General features: G+C 57.9%; 12 protein-coding genes, 1 tRNA gene and 1 pseudogene. All 14 read left to right on the top strand.

Translation table 11 applies throughout. The features are described from left to right. Positions 1 to 118: pseudogene (locus tag EPN80_RS05265) on the top strand (elongation factor Tu); the annotation flags it as partial. A gap of 69 nt (positions 119 to 187) precedes the next feature. Beyond that, positions 188 to 263 (top strand) — tRNA-Trp (locus tag EPN80_RS05260). A 21-nt stretch (positions 264 to 284) separates the two neighbouring features. Next, positions 285 to 665, top strand: a complete 381-nt coding sequence (secE, locus tag EPN80_RS05255; protein ID WP_293024542.1) for a preprotein translocase subunit SecE — start codon at positions 285 to 287, stop codon at positions 663 to 665. A 1-nt stretch (position 666) separates the two neighbouring features. Further along, positions 667 to 1,224 carry a transcription termination/antitermination protein NusG gene (nusG, locus tag EPN80_RS05250; RefSeq protein WP_047215716.1) on the top strand — a complete coding sequence of 186 codons (558 nt, stop codon included), beginning with the start codon at positions 667 to 669 and terminating at the stop codon, positions 1,222 to 1,224. A 119-nt stretch (positions 1,225 to 1,343) separates the two neighbouring features. Beyond that, a complete protein-coding gene (rplK, locus tag EPN80_RS05245) occupies positions 1,344 to 1,775 on the top strand; it encodes a 50S ribosomal protein L11 (RefSeq protein ID WP_293024539.1) in 432 nt (143 codons plus the stop codon). Beyond that, a complete protein-coding gene (rplA, locus tag EPN80_RS05240; protein WP_293024537.1) occupies positions 1,776 to 2,474 on the top strand; it encodes a 50S ribosomal protein L1 in 699 nt (232 codons plus the stop codon). Between the two features lie 281 nt (positions 2,475 to 2,755). Next, complete coding sequence (gene rplJ, locus EPN80_RS05235) at positions 2,756 to 3,253, top strand: 50S ribosomal protein L10 (protein ID WP_293024535.1); 498 nt, start codon at positions 2,756 to 2,758, stop codon at positions 3,251 to 3,253. A 65-nt stretch (positions 3,254 to 3,318) separates the two neighbouring features. After that, positions 3,319 to 3,693 carry a 50S ribosomal protein L7/L12 gene (rplL, locus tag EPN80_RS05230; RefSeq protein WP_293024534.1) on the top strand — a complete coding sequence of 125 codons (375 nt, stop codon included), beginning with the start codon at positions 3,319 to 3,321 and terminating at the stop codon, positions 3,691 to 3,693. Between the two features lie 361 nt (positions 3,694 to 4,054). Then, a complete protein-coding gene (rpoB, locus tag EPN80_RS05225; RefSeq protein ID WP_293024546.1) occupies positions 4,055 to 8,161 on the top strand; it encodes a DNA-directed RNA polymerase subunit beta in 4,107 nt (1,368 codons plus the stop codon). 29 nt (positions 8,162 to 8,190) lie between these two features. Further along, positions 8,191 to 12,402: a DNA-directed RNA polymerase subunit beta' gene (gene rpoC / locus EPN80_RS05220; protein WP_293024532.1), complete on the top strand. Its 4,212-nt coding sequence runs from the start codon at positions 8,191 to 8,193 to the stop codon at positions 12,400 to 12,402. A gap of 257 nt (positions 12,403 to 12,659) precedes the next feature. Next, positions 12,660 to 13,037: a 30S ribosomal protein S12 gene (gene rpsL, locus EPN80_RS05215; protein WP_293024530.1), complete on the top strand. Its 378-nt coding sequence runs from the start codon at positions 12,660 to 12,662 to the stop codon at positions 13,035 to 13,037. Positions 13,038 to 13,151: 114 nt separating this feature from the next. Continuing rightward, a complete protein-coding gene (gene rpsG, locus EPN80_RS05210; protein WP_047215724.1) occupies positions 13,152 to 13,622 on the top strand; it encodes a 30S ribosomal protein S7 in 471 nt (156 codons plus the stop codon). Positions 13,623 to 13,734: 112 nt separating this feature from the next. Further along, positions 13,735 to 15,837: an elongation factor G gene (gene fusA, locus EPN80_RS05205; RefSeq protein ID WP_293024527.1), complete on the top strand. Its 2,103-nt coding sequence runs from the start codon at positions 13,735 to 13,737 to the stop codon at positions 15,835 to 15,837. A 47-nt stretch (positions 15,838 to 15,884) separates the two neighbouring features. Beyond that, positions 15,885 to 16,000: GTP-binding protein (locus EPN80_RS05200; protein WP_293024544.1), on the top strand; the 116-nt coding region annotated here is incomplete at its 3' end.

The following is a 16,000-nucleotide window of genomic DNA, read 5'->3' as shown; positions in this document are numbered from 1 at the left end:
CGTGGCCATTACGGTCAAGTTGATTGCGCCGATCGCGATGGAAGAGGGCCTGCGCTTCGCCATCCGTGAGGGTGGCCGCACCGTCGGCGCCGGCGTCGTCGCTAAAGTGATCGAGTAAAACCAATACTTGATCTACGCTTTTGAGGTCGGCCAATCAAGTGTCATTGGCTGACCTTTCTGCTGTTACAGGGGTATAGCTCAACTGGCAGAGCGTCGGTCTCCAAAACCGAAGGTTGGGGGTTCGATTCCCTCTGCCCCTGCCAATTTAACGCTGGCATCGAAATATGGCGAATTCACCTGTGGAAACTGTTCGGACCACCAGCGATAAGCTGTTGCTATTGCTTGCGGCCGTTCTGGTCGTCTTGGGTGTCGCTGCTTTTTATGTGTTCGCTTTGCAATCCTTCTACGTCCGTTTGGGCGCTTTGATTGCCGGCGTTGCGCTAGGTGCTATCGTTGCTTTGATGTCGCAGTCAGGGAAGCGCTTCTTGGCATTCGCCAAAGATGCATACCGGGAAGTTGGGAAAGTCGTTTGGCCCACTCGCAAGGAAGCCACACAGACGACGGCCATTGTGTTCGCGTTCGTGGTCGTGATGGCCTTGTATCTTTGGCTCACTGATAAGGTCATTGAGTGGTCGGTTTTTTCCTTGATTCTTGGCTGGAAATGATATGACTGACGTTGATGCTGGGTCGGGGAAAAAGCGCTGGTATGTGGTGCATGCATACTCGGGGATGGAAAAGAGCGTCCAGCGTGCCTTGCAAGAACGAATCGAGCGCGCGGGAATGCAGAGTCAGTTTGGCCGCATTCTCGTTCCGACCGAAGAGGTCGTGGAAATCAAAGGTGGCCACAAATCAGTCACCGAGCGTCGATTTTTCCCGGGCTATGTGCTCGTTGAAATGGAAATGACCGACGAGACGTGGCATTTGGTCAAAAACACCAATAAAGTGACCGGATTTGTCGGTGGCGCACGTAATCGCCCCGTCCCGATTTCCGAGAAGGAGGTCGAGAAAATCATGTCGCAGATGCAGGAGGGGGTCGAGAAGCCGCGTCCCAAAACGCTGTTTGAGGTGGGTGAAATGGTTCGCGTCAAGGACGGCCCTTTCACAGATTTCAATGGCAGTGTTGACGAGGTTAACTATGAAAAGTCCCGTTTGAGAGTATCGGTTACGATCTTCGGACGGGCGACCCCAGTTGAACTTGAATTCGGTCAAGTAGAGAAGTTGTAAGCATTTTGTAGTCGAGAAACCGCCGGTGGTTACGGCGTTGAGGAGCGCTAGTAGTTGATCAACGAACGCGCGTTATCACTCGTTTCGGATATGAGCCGCATATCCGGTCAGGAGTTAATATGGCAAAGAAAATAATCGGCTTTATCAAGCTGCAGATTCCTGCGGGTAAAGCGAACCCATCTCCCCCGGTTGGTCCTGCGCTGGGGCAGCGTGGCCTTAATATCATGGAGTTCTGCAAGGCGTTTAACGCGCAAACGCAAGGCATGGAGCCTGGTTTGCCCGTGCCGGTCGTTATCACGGCATATGCTGACAAGAGCTTCACCTTCATTCTCAAGACGCCGCCGGCAACTGTCCTGATTAAAAAGGCGGCAAAAATCGACAAAGGCTCCGCGAAGCCTCACACCGACAAGGTCGGCAAGATCACTCGTGCCCAAGCCGAGGAGATCGCGAAGGCCAAAATGCCCGATCTTACCGCTGCGGATCTTGACGCAGCTGTTCGAACCATCGCCGGCAGTGCTCGGTCGATGGGTATCACGGTAGAGGGGGTATAAATGGCAAAGCTTTCCAAGCGGCAAAAGGCGATCGCCGAAAAGGTTGACCGTAATAAACTGTACGCCATCGAGGATGCTCTTTCCTTGGTCAAGGCGTGTGCTACCGCCAAGTTCGATGAGTCCATCGACGTCGCCGTTCAACTCGGGGTCGACGCCAAGAAATCGGACCAGGTTGTCCGGGGCTCGGTTGTTTTGCCCGCTGGCACTGGCAAGGCTGTCCGCGTCGCCGTTTTTGCTCAAGGCGAGAAGGCCGAGCAGGCCCGCGCTGCTGGCGCTGACGTGGTTGGGATGGAAGACCTGGCTGAGCAGGTGAAAGGCGGCAATATTAATTTTGATATCGTTATTGCCTCGCCGGACACCATGCGCGTCGTCGGGACCCTGGGGCAGATCCTTGGCCCCCGCGGCTTGATGCCGAATCCGAAAGTCGGAACCGTGACGCCGGACGTTGCGACCGCGGTCAAGAATGCCAAAGCAGGGCAGGTGCAGTTTCGTGTGGATAAGGGCGGCATCATTCATGCGACGATCGGCCGTGCGTCGTTCGAACCCACGGCACTCAAGACCAACCTGGTTGCCTTGGTGGATGCACTCAATAAGGCTAAGCCTGCTACGAGCAAAGGCGCCTATCTGCGTAAGATCGCCCTGTCCAGCACGATGGGTGTTGGCGTGCGGGTGGATCAGAGCAGTTTGAGCGCGAATTAATGTTTGCAAGCGAGAGGGCGTTCGCTGTCGCAACGTTCTCCCGCAAATGAGACTTTGGGCGGTAGTGCAGTTGACTACTGGTTATCAAAGACCGCTGGCGGAGTCGGCGTAGTGAGTGACTCCTTAAATCACAAGCCAGCGCAGATGGCGAACCCGAAATAGTTATGTAGTTCGAACTTGCCCTGCGAGAAACGTGGGCGCTGTGCGAATTCCTAACAGATCGGCCGCCGTTGATGGAAAAGGCGTCATGATGGTCATGGCGCTAATTTTGGAGGTTAACCGTGGCACTTAACTTGGATGATAAGAAAGCTGTCGTGGCTGAGGTGGCGGCACAAGTTGCCGGCGCACAGACCGTCGTTCTAGCTGAATATCGCGGTATCACGGTTGGCGATCTGACGCAGTTGCGTGCGAAGGCGCGCCAGCAAGGGGTTTATCTGCGCGTGTTGAAAAACACGTTGGCACGTCGTGCCGTGCAGGACACCTCGTTCGCTGGTTTGGCCGAGCAGATGACGGGCCCGCTGATTTATGGCATGTCCGAAGATGCTGTTGCTGCGGCGAAAGTCCTCAACGACTTTTCGAAGACCAACGAAAAGTTGGTCCTTCGCGCGGGTTCCTACGACGGACAGGTACTGGACAAGGCTGGTGTGCAAGCCTTGGCCAACATCCCGAGCCGCGAGGAACTGCTGGCGAAGCTGCTTGGCGTAATGCAAGCGCCTGTCTCCGGCTTTGCGCGCGCACTGGCTGCCTTGGCAGAAAAAAAGCAAGCGGAAGCTGCTTGATTCTTGTTTAGGCGGAAGTCAAATGATCGCTGACTTCGATCCGAATTAAATTAGGAGTTTTTCAAATGGCAATCACGAAAGAAGACATTCTCGAAGCCGTAGGCTCGATGTCCGTTATGGAACTGAATGACCTGGTGAAGGCATTCGAAGAGAAATTCGGTGTTTCTGCTGCTGCTCTGGCAGTAGCGGGCCCGGCAGGCGGCGGTGCCGCTCCGGCTGCCGAAGAGCAAACTGAGTTCACCGTCATGTTGGCTGAAGTCGGTGGCAACAAGGTCGGTGTCATTAAGGCAGTTCGCGAAATCACTGGCCTGGGTCTGAAGGAAGCCAAAGATCTGGTCGACGGCGCACCGAAGCCCGTTAAGGAAGGTGTTGACAAGGCTGCCGCCGACGAAGCGAAGAAGAAACTGGAAGACGCCGGCGCGAAGGCTGAAATCAAGTAATTCGCTCTTCAAAGGGTGAAGGCTGGCGGTTTTGTGCCGTCAGCCTTTTGTACTTTGTGGGGTGTGTCGCCGAACCTCAAATTAGGGAAGGCGAATCGCGTCGAGCCCACGCGAGACGCGCCTGAGAGGTCAAAGAAAAGGCAGTTAGGCTTTTTCTTTGTCTTCTGAAGCGACTGCAGAAGGCAAGTTTGGTCGGGCGATGGGAAACATAGGCATCCGTCGCCGTCAGCCAGCGGTTGGTAGCGGCCAACCACCAAGCTCGTCAGTCCGCGGCACAGTGCCGCGAGGACGTCTGGTCTCAGTCGATGAACACTCGGGTATTGGTCCGCCGAGCCTTACTCGCCGTGATTCGGAGATCGTAATGCACTATTCCTTCACAGAGAAGAAGCGTATTCGCAAAAGTTTTGCGAAACGTCCCACCGTGCACAAGGTTCCTTTTTTGCTGGCCACCCAGCTTGCCTCGTACACATCTTTCCTGCAGGCCGACGTTGTGCCGGCAGAGCGTAAAAGTGAGGGCTTGCAAGCAGCATTCTCGTCTATCTTCCCGATTTCTTCCCACAATGGTTTTGCGCGACTCGAGTTCGTGAGCTATTCGCTGGGAACGCCGGCATTCGACGTCAAGGAATGTCAGCAGCGTGGTTTGACTTTCTGCTCCGCGCTGCGCGCCCGGGTGCGTCTGGTGATTCTCGACAGAGAGTCGCCGAACAAGCCGGTCGTCAAGGAAGTCAAGGAGCAGGAGGTGTACATGGGTGAAATTCCGCTCATGACGTCCACCGGTTCGTTCGTCATTAACGGCACGGAACGCGTTATCGTTTCGCAGTTGCATCGCTCGCCTGGCGTGTTTTTCGAACATGACAAGGGGAAAACCCACAGCTCCGGGAAGTTGCTGTTTTCTGCCCGGATCATTCCCTATCGCGGGTCGTGGCTCGACTTCGAATTTGATCCGAAGGACATCCTTTACTTCCGCGTTGACCGTCGTCGCAAAATGCCGGTCACGATTTTGTTGAAGGCGATCGGACAAACACCCGAGCAAATTCTGTCGCACTTCTTTGTTTTCGACAACTTCACGTTGATGCCCGAAGGCGCGCAAATGGAGTTCGTGCCGGAACGTCTGCGTGGCGAGGTTGCTCGCTTCGATATCACTGACCGCGACGGCAACGTGATTGTCCAGAAGGACAAGCGGATCAACGCAAAGCACATTCGCGATCTTGAAAACGCGAAAACGAAGTTTATTTCGGTACCCGAAGATTATCTCCTGGGCCGCGTTCTTGCCAAGAACGTAGTCGATGCGGAGACGGGCGAAGTTATCGCCAACGCCAACGAAGAGATCGTGGAAGGCGTGCTGGCGAAGCTGCGCGAAGCCGGCGTGAAGGAAATTCAGACGCTGTACACGAACGACCTGGACCAGGGTCCTTACATCTCCCAGACGCTGCGCGTTGACGAGACCGCGGATCAGACTGCAGCCCGCATCGCGATTTACCGGATGATGCGTCCAGGCGAGCCGCCGACCGAGGACGCGGTCGAGGCCCTGTTCAACCGCCTCTTCTATAGCGAAGACGCGTACGATCTGTCGAAGGTCGGCCGCATGAAATTCAATCGGCGTGTCGGGCGCGACGAAGTGCTCGGGCCGATGACGCTGACCGACGACGACATTCTGGCTACCATCAAGATTTTGGTGGATCTGCGCAACGGCAAAGGCGAGGTCGACGACATCGATCACCTCGGCAATCGCCGGGTGCGGTGCGTGGGCGAACTGGCGGAGAACCAGTTCCGGGCTGGATTGGTGCGCGTGGAGCGGGCTGTCAAAGAGCGGCTGGGTCAGGCGGAAAGCGAGAACCTGATGCCGCATGATCTGATCAACAGCAAGCCGATTTCCTCGGCGATTCGCGAGTTCTTTGGCTCGTCGCAGCTGTCTCAGTTCATGGACCAAACGAACCCGCTTTCGGAAATCACGCACAAACGGCGTGTTTCGGCACTCGGGCCGGGTGGTTTGACGCGTGAACGCGCCGGGTTTGAGGTGCGCGACGTGCATCCGACTCACTACGGCCGCGTCTGTCCGATTGAAACCCCGGAAGGCCCGAACATCGGGCTGATCAACTCTCTTGCTCTGTATGCGCGCCTGAACGAATATGGCTTCCTCGAAACGCCGTATCGCAAGGTCGAGGATGGCAAGGTGACGGACCAGATCGATTACCTGTCGGCAATCGAGGAGGGTCGCTACGTCATCGCGCAGGCCAATGCATCGATGGATGCTCACGGCAAACTGATCGACGAACTCGTGTCGTCGCGCGAAGCCGGTGAAACGCTGATGGTCACGCCTGATCGTGTCCAATACATGGATGTCGCACCGTCGCAGATCGTCTCGGTAGCAGCGTCTCTGATTCCTTTCCTCGAGCATGACGATGCCAACCGAGCGTTGATGGGATCGAACATGCAGCGGCAGGCGGTGCCGTGCCTGCGTCCAGAAAAAGCGCTGGTCGGCACGGGTGTCGAGCGCACGGTTGCAGTCGACTCCGGTACGACTGTTCAAGCGTTCCGCGGTGGAGTGGTCGATTATGTCGACGCAGGGCGTATCGTCATTCGCGTAAATGATGACGAAGCGGTTGCCGGCGAAGTGGGTGTCGACATCTACAACCTCATCAAATACACGCGTTCCAACCAGAACACCAACATCAATCAACGTCCGATCGTCGAGGTGGGCGACAAGGTCGAGCGTGGCGACGTCATCGCTGACGGCGCCTCGACCGACCTGGGCGAGTTGGCGCTGGGCCAGAACATGCTGGTCGCCTTCATGCCTTGGAACGGCTACAACTTCGAGGATTCGATCCTGATTTCGGAGCGGGTCGTCGCGGAAGACCGCTACACCTCGATTCACATCGAGGAGTTGAACGTCGTTGCGCGCGACACCAAGCTGGGACCGGAAGAAATTACGCGGGATATCTCGAACCTCGCCGAAGTGCAATTGGCGCGGCTTGACGAGTCGGGCATCGTCTACATCGGTGCCGAGGTGGAAGCGGGCGACGTCCTGGTCGGCAAGGTGACGCCGAAGGGCGAAACGCGGCTGACTCCGGAAGAGAAGTTGCTGCGTGCTATCTTCGGTGAAAAGGCCTCCGACGTGAAGGATACGTCGTTGCGCGTGCCATCCGGCATGAGCGGTACCGTGATCGACGTGCAGGTCTTTACGCGCGAGGGTATCCAGCGTGACAAGCGCGCTCAGCAGATCATCGATGACGAGCTCAAGCGCTACCGCCTGGATCTGAATGATCAGCTGCGTATCGTCGAGGGCGACGCGTTCCAACGGATCGAGCGGCTGCTGGTCGGCAAGGTCGTCAATGGGGGGCCGAAGAAGCTTGCCAAGGGCGCGAAAATCACCAAGGAATATCTGGCTGACCTGGATCGCTACCACTGGTTCGATATTCGTGTGGCCGATGAAGAGGTCGCTGCGCAGCTCGAAGCCGTGAAGGAATCCATCGAGCAAAAGCGCCATCAGTTCGATCTCGCTTTTGAAGAGAAGCGCAAGAAGCTGACCCAGGGCGACGAACTGCCGCCGGGTGTGCTCAAGATGGTCAAGGTCTACCTGGCAGTCAAACGGCGTTTGCAGCCTGGCGACAAGATGGCCGGCCGTCATGGCAACAAGGGTGTTGTGTCGAAGATCGTGCCGATCGAGGACATGCCCTACATGGCTGATGGCACGCCTGCCGACATCGTGCTCAACCCGCTGGGTGTGCCGTCCCGGATGAATGTGGGCCAGATCCTCGAAACCCATTTGGGCTGGGCGGCCAAGGGGTTGGGGCATCGCGTCGGCGATATGCTGCGCGCTCAGGCCAAAGCGTCCGAACTGCGTAAATTCCTGACGCAGATCTACAACGAAAGCGGTCATCCGGAAGACATCGATGGCCTCTCCGAGGCCGAAGTGCTGGAGTTGGCGAAGAATCTTCAGAAGGGCGTGCCGTTCGCCACACCGGTGTTCGATGGTGCTCACGAAGAAGAGATTCGCCGCGCGCTTGACCTGGGTTATCCCACCGAGATTGCACAGCAACTCGGCATGACGCCCTCGAAGAATCAGGTCACGTTGTTTGACGGGCGCACGGGTGAGGCTTTCGAGCGTCCGGTGACTGTCGGCTACATGCACATGCTGAAGCTGCATCACTTGGTCGATGACAAGATGCACGCGCGCTCGACCGGCCCGTATTCGCTGGTGACGCAGCAACCGTTGGGCGGCAAGGCGCAATTCGGTGGCCAACGCTTCGGCGAAATGGAGGTCTGGGCGCTGGAAGCCTACGGTGCCTCCTACGTGCTGCAGGAAATGCTGACGGTGAAATCCGATGATGTGAACGGTCGGACCAAGGTTTATGAAAACCTGGTCAAGGGCGATCACGTGATCGATGCCGGTATGCCCGAGTCGTTCAACGTGCTGGTCAAGGAAATCCGCTCGCTGGGCATTGACATCGACCTTGAGCGCTTTTAAGCGACGTGATCAGGATATAGGAGAAAGCAATGAAAGCTTTGCTCGATCTATTTAAGCAAGTTCAGCAAGACGAACAGTTCGACGCGATCAAGATCGGTCTGGCTTCGCCTGACAAGATCCGGTCGTGGTCATTCGGCGAAGTGAAGAAGCCGGAAACCATCAACTACCGGACCTTCAAGCCGGAGCGCGACGGTCTGTTCTGTGCCAAGATTTTTGGCCCGATCAAAGACTACGAGTGCCTGTGCGGCAAGTACAAGCGCTTGAAACACCGTGGCGTGATTTGCGAGAAGTGCGGCGTTGAAGTCACGCTGGCGAAGGTTCGCCGCGAACGCATGGGCCACATCGAACTGGCTTCGCCGGTCGCGCACATCTGGTTCCTGAAGTCGTTGCCGTCGCGCCTGGGCATGGTGCTCGACATGACGCTGCGCGACATCGAGCGCGTGTTGTATTTTGAAGCCTATGTTGTACTCGACCCCGGTATGACGCCGCTCAAGCGTTGCCAGATCATGACCGAGGAAGACTATTACAACAAGGTCGAGGAATATGGCGACGAGTTCCGCGCCTCGATGGGCGCGGAGGGCGTGCGGGAGCTGCTGCGTTCGATCGACATCGATGCCCAGGTCGAGCATTTGCGTGCCGAACTGCAAGCGACTGGCTCGGAAGCCAAGATCAAGAAGTATGCAAAGCGCCTGAAGGTGCTCGAGGCATTCCAGCGTTCCGGCATCAAGCCGGAATGGATGGTGCTGGAGGTGCTGCCGGTGCTGCCGCCGGAATTGCGCCCGCTGGTGCCGCTCGATGGCGGCCGTTTCGCGACATCGGACCTGAACGATCTATACCGTCGCGTGATCAACCGGAACAACCGGCTGAAGCGTCTGCTCGAGTTGAAGGCGCCGGATATCATCGTACGCAACGAAAAGCGGATGCTGCAGGAATCGGTCGATTCGCTGCTCGACAACGGCCGTCGCGGTAAAGCGATGACTGGCGCCAACAAGCGACCGCTGAAATCGCTCGCCGACATGATCAAGGGCAAGAGCGGTCGTTTCCGCCAAAACTTGCTGGGTAAGCGCGTCGACTACTCGGGTCGGTCGGTCATTACCGTGGGTCCGACCCTCAAGCTGCATCAATGCGGGTTGCCCAAGTTAATGGCGCTCGAACTGTTCAAGCCCTTCATTTTCCACAAGCTGGAAGTGCTGGGCGTGGCGACCACCATCAAGGCAGCCAAGAAGGAAGTCGAGAATCAAACGCCGATCGTCTGGGACATCCTGGAAGAAGTGATTCGCGAACACCCGATCATGCTCAACCGGGCGCCGACCCTGCACCGCCTGGGCATTCAGGCGTTCGAGCCGGTGTTGATCGAAGGCAAGGCCATTCAGTTGCATCCGCTGGTCTGCGCAGCTTTCAACGCCGACTTCGACGGCGACCAGATGGCCGTGCACGTTCCGCTGTCGCTGGAGGCGCAGCTGGAAGCGCGCACCTTGATGCTGGCCTCGAACAATGTGCTGTTCCCTGCGAATGGCGATCCGTCGATCGTGCCGTCGCAGGATATCGTGCTGGGCCTGTACTACGCGACGCGCGACAAGACCAACGGCAAGGGCGAAGGACTGACCTTTGCCGATGTCAGCGAGGCGCTGCGCGCCTACGACAACAAGGAAGTCGAGCTGACTTCCCGGGTGAATGTGCGAATCGTCGAGTACGACGTCGACGCCGAAACGGGCGAAAAAACCCGCAAGATCACCCTGTATCCGACGACTGTCGGACGCGCCATCCTGTCGGAGATTCTCCCGGCGGGCCTGCCGTTCTCGGTATTGAACAAATCGCTGAAGAAGAAGGAAATTTCACGTCTCATCAATACGGCATTCCGCCGCTGCGGTTTGCGCGAGACGGTGATTTTCGTCGATAAGCTGATGCAATCGGGTTTCCGCCTGGCTACGCGCGCTGGCATCTCCATTTGCGTGGATGACATGCTGGTGCCGACCAAGAAGGAGGAAATCATCTCCGAAGCCGCCAGAAAGGTGAAGGAATACGACCGGCAGTACATGTCCGGTCTGGTGACCGCGCAAGAGCGTTATAACAACGTGGTTGACATCTGGGGCGCGACCGGCGACGTGGTCGGCAAGGCCATGATGGAGCAGTTGTCGTCGGAGGAGGTGATTGATCGCGACGGCAAGAAGGTACGTCAGGAATCCTTCAACTCGATTTACATGATGGCCGACTCGGGTGCGCGCGGTTCCGCGGCGCAGATTCGTCAGCTTGCGGGGATGCGGGGTTTGATGGCCAAGCCGGACGGCTCGATTATCGAGACGCCGATTACCGCGAATTTCCGCGAAGGCCTGAACGTGTTGCAGTACTTCATCTCGACGCACGGCGCGCGTAAGGGGCTGGCTGACACGGCCCTGAAGACTGCGAACTCGGGTTACCTGACCCGTCGCCTGGTCGATGTCACGCAGGATCTGGTCGTGGTCGAGGATGACTGTGGTACGTCCAATGGCGTTGCGATGAAAGCGTTGGTCGAAGGCGGCGAAGTCGTCGAGGCCCTCAAGGATCGTATTCTGGGTCGGGTCGCCGTGGTCGACGTGGTCAACCCGGAAACCCAGGAAACCGTGTTCGAGGCGGGCACCCTGCTCGATGAAGACGCGGTGGAAGAAATCGAACGCCTGGGTATCGACGAAGTGCGCGTGCGCACGCCGTTGACTTGCGACACGCGTTACGGCCTGTGCGCTAAATGCTATGGCCGTGATCTGGGTCGGGGTTCGCTGGTGAACGTCGGCGAGGCGGTCGGTGTCATTGCCGCCCAGTCGATTGGTGAGCCGGGCACGCAGCTGACCATGCGTACGTTCCACATCGGCGGTGCAGCGTCGCGTGCCGCCGTCGCTTCGAATGTCGAGGCAAAGTCCAACGGCATGGTGCGCTTTACGGCAACCATGCGGTATGTGACCAACGGCAAGGGCGAGCAGATCGTGATCTCGCGATCGGGCGAGGTCATGATTACCGATGACCACGGCCGTGAGCGCGAGCGCCATAAGATTCCCTACGGCGCAACACTGCTCCAACTTGACGGTGCGACGGTAAAAGCCGGCACGCAACTGGCGACATGGGACCCGTTGACACGGCCGATCATCACCGAGCATGGCGGGACGGTGAAATTCGAAAACGTCGAGGAAGGGGTCACCGTTGCCAAGCAAATCGATGACGTCACCGGGTTGTCGACCCTGGTCGTGATCGATCCGAAGCGTCGTGGCCCCACCAGCAAGAATGTGCGGCCGCAGGTCAAGTTGCTTGACGAAAAAGGCGAAGAAGTCAAGATTCCCGGCACCGATCACGCGGTGACGATCGGTTTCCAAGTTGGCGCGCTGATCACCGTGAAGGATGGTCAACAAGTCCACATCGGCGAAGTGCTTGCCCGGATCCCGACCGAATCGCAAAAAACGCGCGACATTACCGGCGGTCTGCCGCGTGTGGCCGAGTTGTTCGAAGCGCGTTCGCCGAAGGATGCGGGGATTCTGGCCGAGGTCACGGGGACGGTCTCGTTCGGCAAGGACACCAAGGGCAAGCAACGCCTCGTCATTACCGACCTTGACGGGAATCAGCACGAATTCCTGATCCCGAAGGACAAGCAAGTGCTGGTGCACGATGGCCAGGTGGTCAACAAGGGTGAAATGATCGTGGACGGCCCGGCTGACCCGCATGACATTCTTCGCTTGCAAGGCATCGAGGCACTGGCGCGCTACATCGTCGACGAAGTCCAGGATGTGTATCGTCTGCAAGGTGTGAAGATCAACGACAAGCACATCGAGGTGATCGTTCGCCAGATGCTTCGTCGGGTTCAGATCGTCGATGCGGGCGACACGCGATTCATCCCGGGCGAGCAGGTCGAGCGCTCGGAAATGCTGGATCAGAACGACCTGGTCAATGCGGATGGCAAGCGTCCGGCCGTGTACGACAACGTATTGCTGGGCATCACGAAGGCATCTTTGTCGACCGATTCGTTCATTTCCGCAGCCTCGTTCCAGGAGACCACGCGTGTCCTGACCGAAGCCGCGATCATGGGCAAGAAGGACGATTTGCGTGGCCTGAAGGAAAACGTGATCGTCGGCCGTCTGATCCCTGCCGGCACTGGCCTGGCATTCCACAAGGCTCGCAAGGCCCGGGAATTGTCCGACCGGGAGCGCTTCGATCAAATTGCCGCAGAAGAAGCGTTCGAACCGATGCCGTCCTCGCTTGAGGAGCCGGCTGCAGAGTAATGCTGCTGCTGTAGATATTATTTTGTGTAGTGCGGGAAAGGCGCTCCGCCAAGAGCGTCTTTCCTCCGCAACAATGCCCGTAAAGTCAGGCGCTCGTTGACATAGCGGGCTTCGTTGCATAGAATGCTGGATTCCGGTTTTCTCGGCGGGATGCATTCGCCCCTGCGATTGCAGTCGTTTGCCGGGCGGAATTGTCGTGTCGGCCGCTTGCTAGCGGGTGGTTGACACTGCGGTTTTGACTTATTTGAGAATACACAATGCCAACTATCAACCAATTGGTTCGCAAGCCGCGTACCTCTGCTCAGGTCAAGAGCAAGAGCCCGGCGTTGCAGGACTGCCCGCAGCGTCGCGGTGTGTGCACTCGGGTGTACACGACGACGCCCAAGAAGCCTAACTCCGCTTTGCGTAAGGTTGCCAAGGTGCGCCTGACCAACGGATTCGAGGTGATCTCTTACATCGGCGGCGAGGGCCACAACCTGCAAGAGCACTCGGTTGTGCTGATTCGCGGTGGCCGGGTAAAGGATTTGCCGGGGGTTCGCTATCACATGGTTCGCGGCAGTCTGGATACCCAGGGCGTCAAGGATCGCAAGCAAGCCCGTTCGAAATACGGTGCGAAGCGGCCCAAGAAGGCGTAATGCAATTGTTGGCGGTAGTCGGCGAGTGCCGATCCGCTAAGTAAGTGGTCACTCGGCCGGTAGGCTTGTAGGTGGCCAGGGGATGTTCCCCAACTGAATCGAAAGGAAGAAATCATGCCGCGTCGTCGCGAAGTCCCCAAGCGCGAAGTATTGCCCGATCCCAAATTCGGTAACGTCGATGTTGCCAAATTCATGAACGTTCTCATGCTGGCAGGCAAGAAGCCGGTGGCCGAGCGGATCGTTTATGGCGCCTTTGAGCAAATTCAAAGCAAGGCGGGTAAAGATCCGTTGGAAGTGTTCAACACCGCCCTCGGCAACGTGAAGCCGGTGGTCGAGGTCAAGAGCCGCCGTGTGGGTGGTGCAAATTATCAGGTTCCGGTCGAAGTGCGTCCGTCGCGTCGTATGGCATTGGCGATGCGTTGGTTGCGCGAGGCCGCGAAAAAGCGCAGTGAGAAATCCATGGCGCTGCGCCTTGCTGCCGAGTTGCTCGAAGCGGCCGAAGGCCGCGGCGGCGCGATGAAAAAACGCGATGAAGTCCATCGCATGGCCGAGGCAAACAAGGCTTTCTCGCATTTCCGCTTCTGACGCTGGTAATCAAAACCAAAAGCAGAAATCGGGGCGGGTGCGCAATCATGCGCCTCGCCCGTTTGTGTTAGTGGCCCCGTGATTCGCGGGGCTACATTGAAAGAGGCTAAAAGTGGCTCGCAAGACTCCCATCGAGCGCTACCGAAATATTGGCATCAGCGCTCACATTGATGCAGGCAAGACAACGACGACCGAACGTATTCTGTTTTATACGGGCGTGAACCATAAAATCGGCGAAGTGCACGATGGTGCGGCGACGATGGACTGGATGGAGCAGGAGCAGGAGCGCGGCATCACGATCACCTCGGCTGCCACCACTTGTTTCTGGCGCGGCATGGGCAACAATTACCCTGAGCACCGCATCAATATCATCGACACGCCGGGGCACGTCGACTTTACCATCGAGGTGGAGCGTTCGATGCGCGTGCTCGACGGCGCCTGCATGGTGTATTGTGCCGTCGGCGGCGTACAGCCGCAGTCTGAGACCGTCTGGCGGCAGGCCAATAAGTACAAGGTGCCGCGTTTGGCGTTCGTCAACAAGATGGACCGTACCGGCGCGAATTTCTTCAAGGTTTACGACCAGATGCGGTTGCGCCTGAAAGCCAACCCGGTCCCTGTAGTCGTGCCGATCGGCTCTGAAGAAAGCTTCAAGGGTGTGATCGACCTCATCAAGATGAAAGCCATCCTTTGGGATGAGGCCAGCCAAGGTATGAAGTTCGATTACGTCGACATTCCCGCCGAACTGCTCGACACCGCGCAGGAATGGCGTGAAAAGATGATCGAGGTCGCGGCCGAGGCCAACGAAGACTTGATGAACAAGTATCTTGAATCGGGTGAGTTGTCCGAGCAAGAAATCATCAAGGGGCTGCGTGATCGCACGATCGCCTGCGAGATTCAGCCGATGCTTTGCGGAACCGCCTTCAAGAACAAGGGTGTTCAGCGCATGCTCGACGCCGTGATTGACTTTCTGCCGTCGCCGGTGGATATCCCGCCGGTCACCGGGCACGACGAGGACGACAAGGAAGTGCATCGCAAGGCCGCTGACGACGAGAAGTTTTCCGCGCTGGCCTTCAAGATCATGACCGACCCGTTCGTCGGCCAGTTGATCTTCTTCCGCGTGTACTCCGGCATCGTCAATTCGGGGGATACGCTTTACAACCCGATCAAGGCCAAGAAGGAGCGTCTGGGGCGGATCCTGCAGATGCACGCCAATCAGCGTGAGGAAATCAAGGAAGTGCGTGCCGGCGACATCGCCGCGGCGGTCGGCCTCAAGGAAGCGACGACGGGCGACACGCTGTGCGATCCCGAGCACATCATCGTGCTCGAGCGCATGGTTTTCCCCGAGCCGGTGATCTCCCAGGCCGTCGAGCCCAAGACCAAGGCCGACCAGGAAAAAATGGGCATCGCGCTCAACCGCCTGGCCCAGGAAGACCCGTCGTTCCGCGTCAAGACCGACGAAGAATCGGGCCAAACCATCATCTCGGGCATGGGCGAGCTGCACCTGGAAATCCTGGTCGATCGCATGCGCCGCGAGTTCGGCGTCGAGGCCACCGTGGGCAAGCCGCAGGTCGCTTACCGCGAGACCATCCGCAAGAGCTGCGACGAGGTCGAAGGCAAGTTCGTCAAGCAGTCGGGCGGGCGCGGCCAGTACGGTCACGTGGTGCTCAAGCTCGAGCCGCAGGAACCGGGCAAGGGCTACGAGTTCGTCGACGCGATCAAGGGCGGCGTGGTGCCGCGCGAGTACATCCCGGCGGTCGACAAGGGCATTCGCGAGACGCTCAACGCGGGTGTGCTGGCCGGTTACCCGGTGGTGGACGTGAAGGCCACGCTGTTCTTCGGTTCGTACCACGACGTCGACTCGAACGAAAACGCGTTCAAGATGGCCGGCTCGATGGCCTTCAAGGAAGGCATGCGCCGGGCCAGCCCGGTGCTGCTCGAGCCGATGATGGCCGTGGAAGTGGAAATGCCCGAAGAGTTCATGGGCAACGTGATGGGCGACCTGAGCTCGCGCCGGGGCATCGTGCAGGGCATGGACGACATGGTCGGCGGGGGCAAGATCGTGCGCGCCGAGGTGCCGCTGGCCGAGATGTTCGGCTATTCGACCTCGCTGCGCTCGCTCACCCAGGGACGCGCCACCTACACTATGGAATTCAAGCATTACGCTGAAGCGCCGAAGAATGTCGCCGACGCAATCATCAATGCCAAGACGAAGTGATTTTGATTAGTGTCATCAACAATTTTAGAAATTGAGAAGGACTGAAAATGGCAAAGGAAAAATTTTCGCGGACGAAGCCGCACGTGAACGTAGGGACGATTGGGCACGTTGACCATGGCAAGACGACGCTGACGGCGGCGATTGCGACGGTTCTGTCGTCGAA

This window comes from Pandoraea sp. (genome assembly GCF_004297875.1).
Taxonomy (GTDB): Bacteria; Pseudomonadota; Gammaproteobacteria; order Burkholderiales; family Burkholderiaceae; genus Pandoraea.
This window is presented reverse-complemented; position numbering and strand designations above follow the sequence as displayed.

Bases quoted from the DNA above. Each gene is read 5' to 3' on its own strand.
- rpsL (WP_293024530.1), top strand. From the start codon at position 12,660: ATGCCAACTATCAACCAATTGGTTCGCAAGCCGCGTACCTCTGCTCAG.
- rpoB (WP_293024546.1), top strand. From the start codon at position 4,055: ATGCACTATTCCTTCACAGAGAAGAAGCGTATTCGCAAAAGTTTTGCG.
- nusG (WP_047215716.1), top strand. From the start codon at position 667: ATGACTGACGTTGATGCTGGGTCGGGGAAAAAGCGCTGGTATGTGGTG.
- rpoC (WP_293024532.1), top strand. From the start codon at position 8,191: ATGAAAGCTTTGCTCGATCTATTTAAGCAAGTTCAGCAAGACGAACAG.
- rpsG (WP_047215724.1), top strand. From the start codon at position 13,152: ATGCCGCGTCGTCGCGAAGTCCCCAAGCGCGAAGTATTGCCCGATCCC.
- secE (WP_293024542.1), top strand. From the start codon at position 285: ATGGCGAATTCACCTGTGGAAACTGTTCGGACCACCAGCGATAAGCTG.
- rplL (WP_293024534.1), top strand. From the start codon at position 3,319: ATGGCAATCACGAAAGAAGACATTCTCGAAGCCGTAGGCTCGATGTCC.
- rplK (WP_293024539.1), top strand. From the start codon at position 1,344: ATGGCAAAGAAAATAATCGGCTTTATCAAGCTGCAGATTCCTGCGGGT.
- rplA (WP_293024537.1), top strand. From the start codon at position 1,776: ATGGCAAAGCTTTCCAAGCGGCAAAAGGCGATCGCCGAAAAGGTTGAC.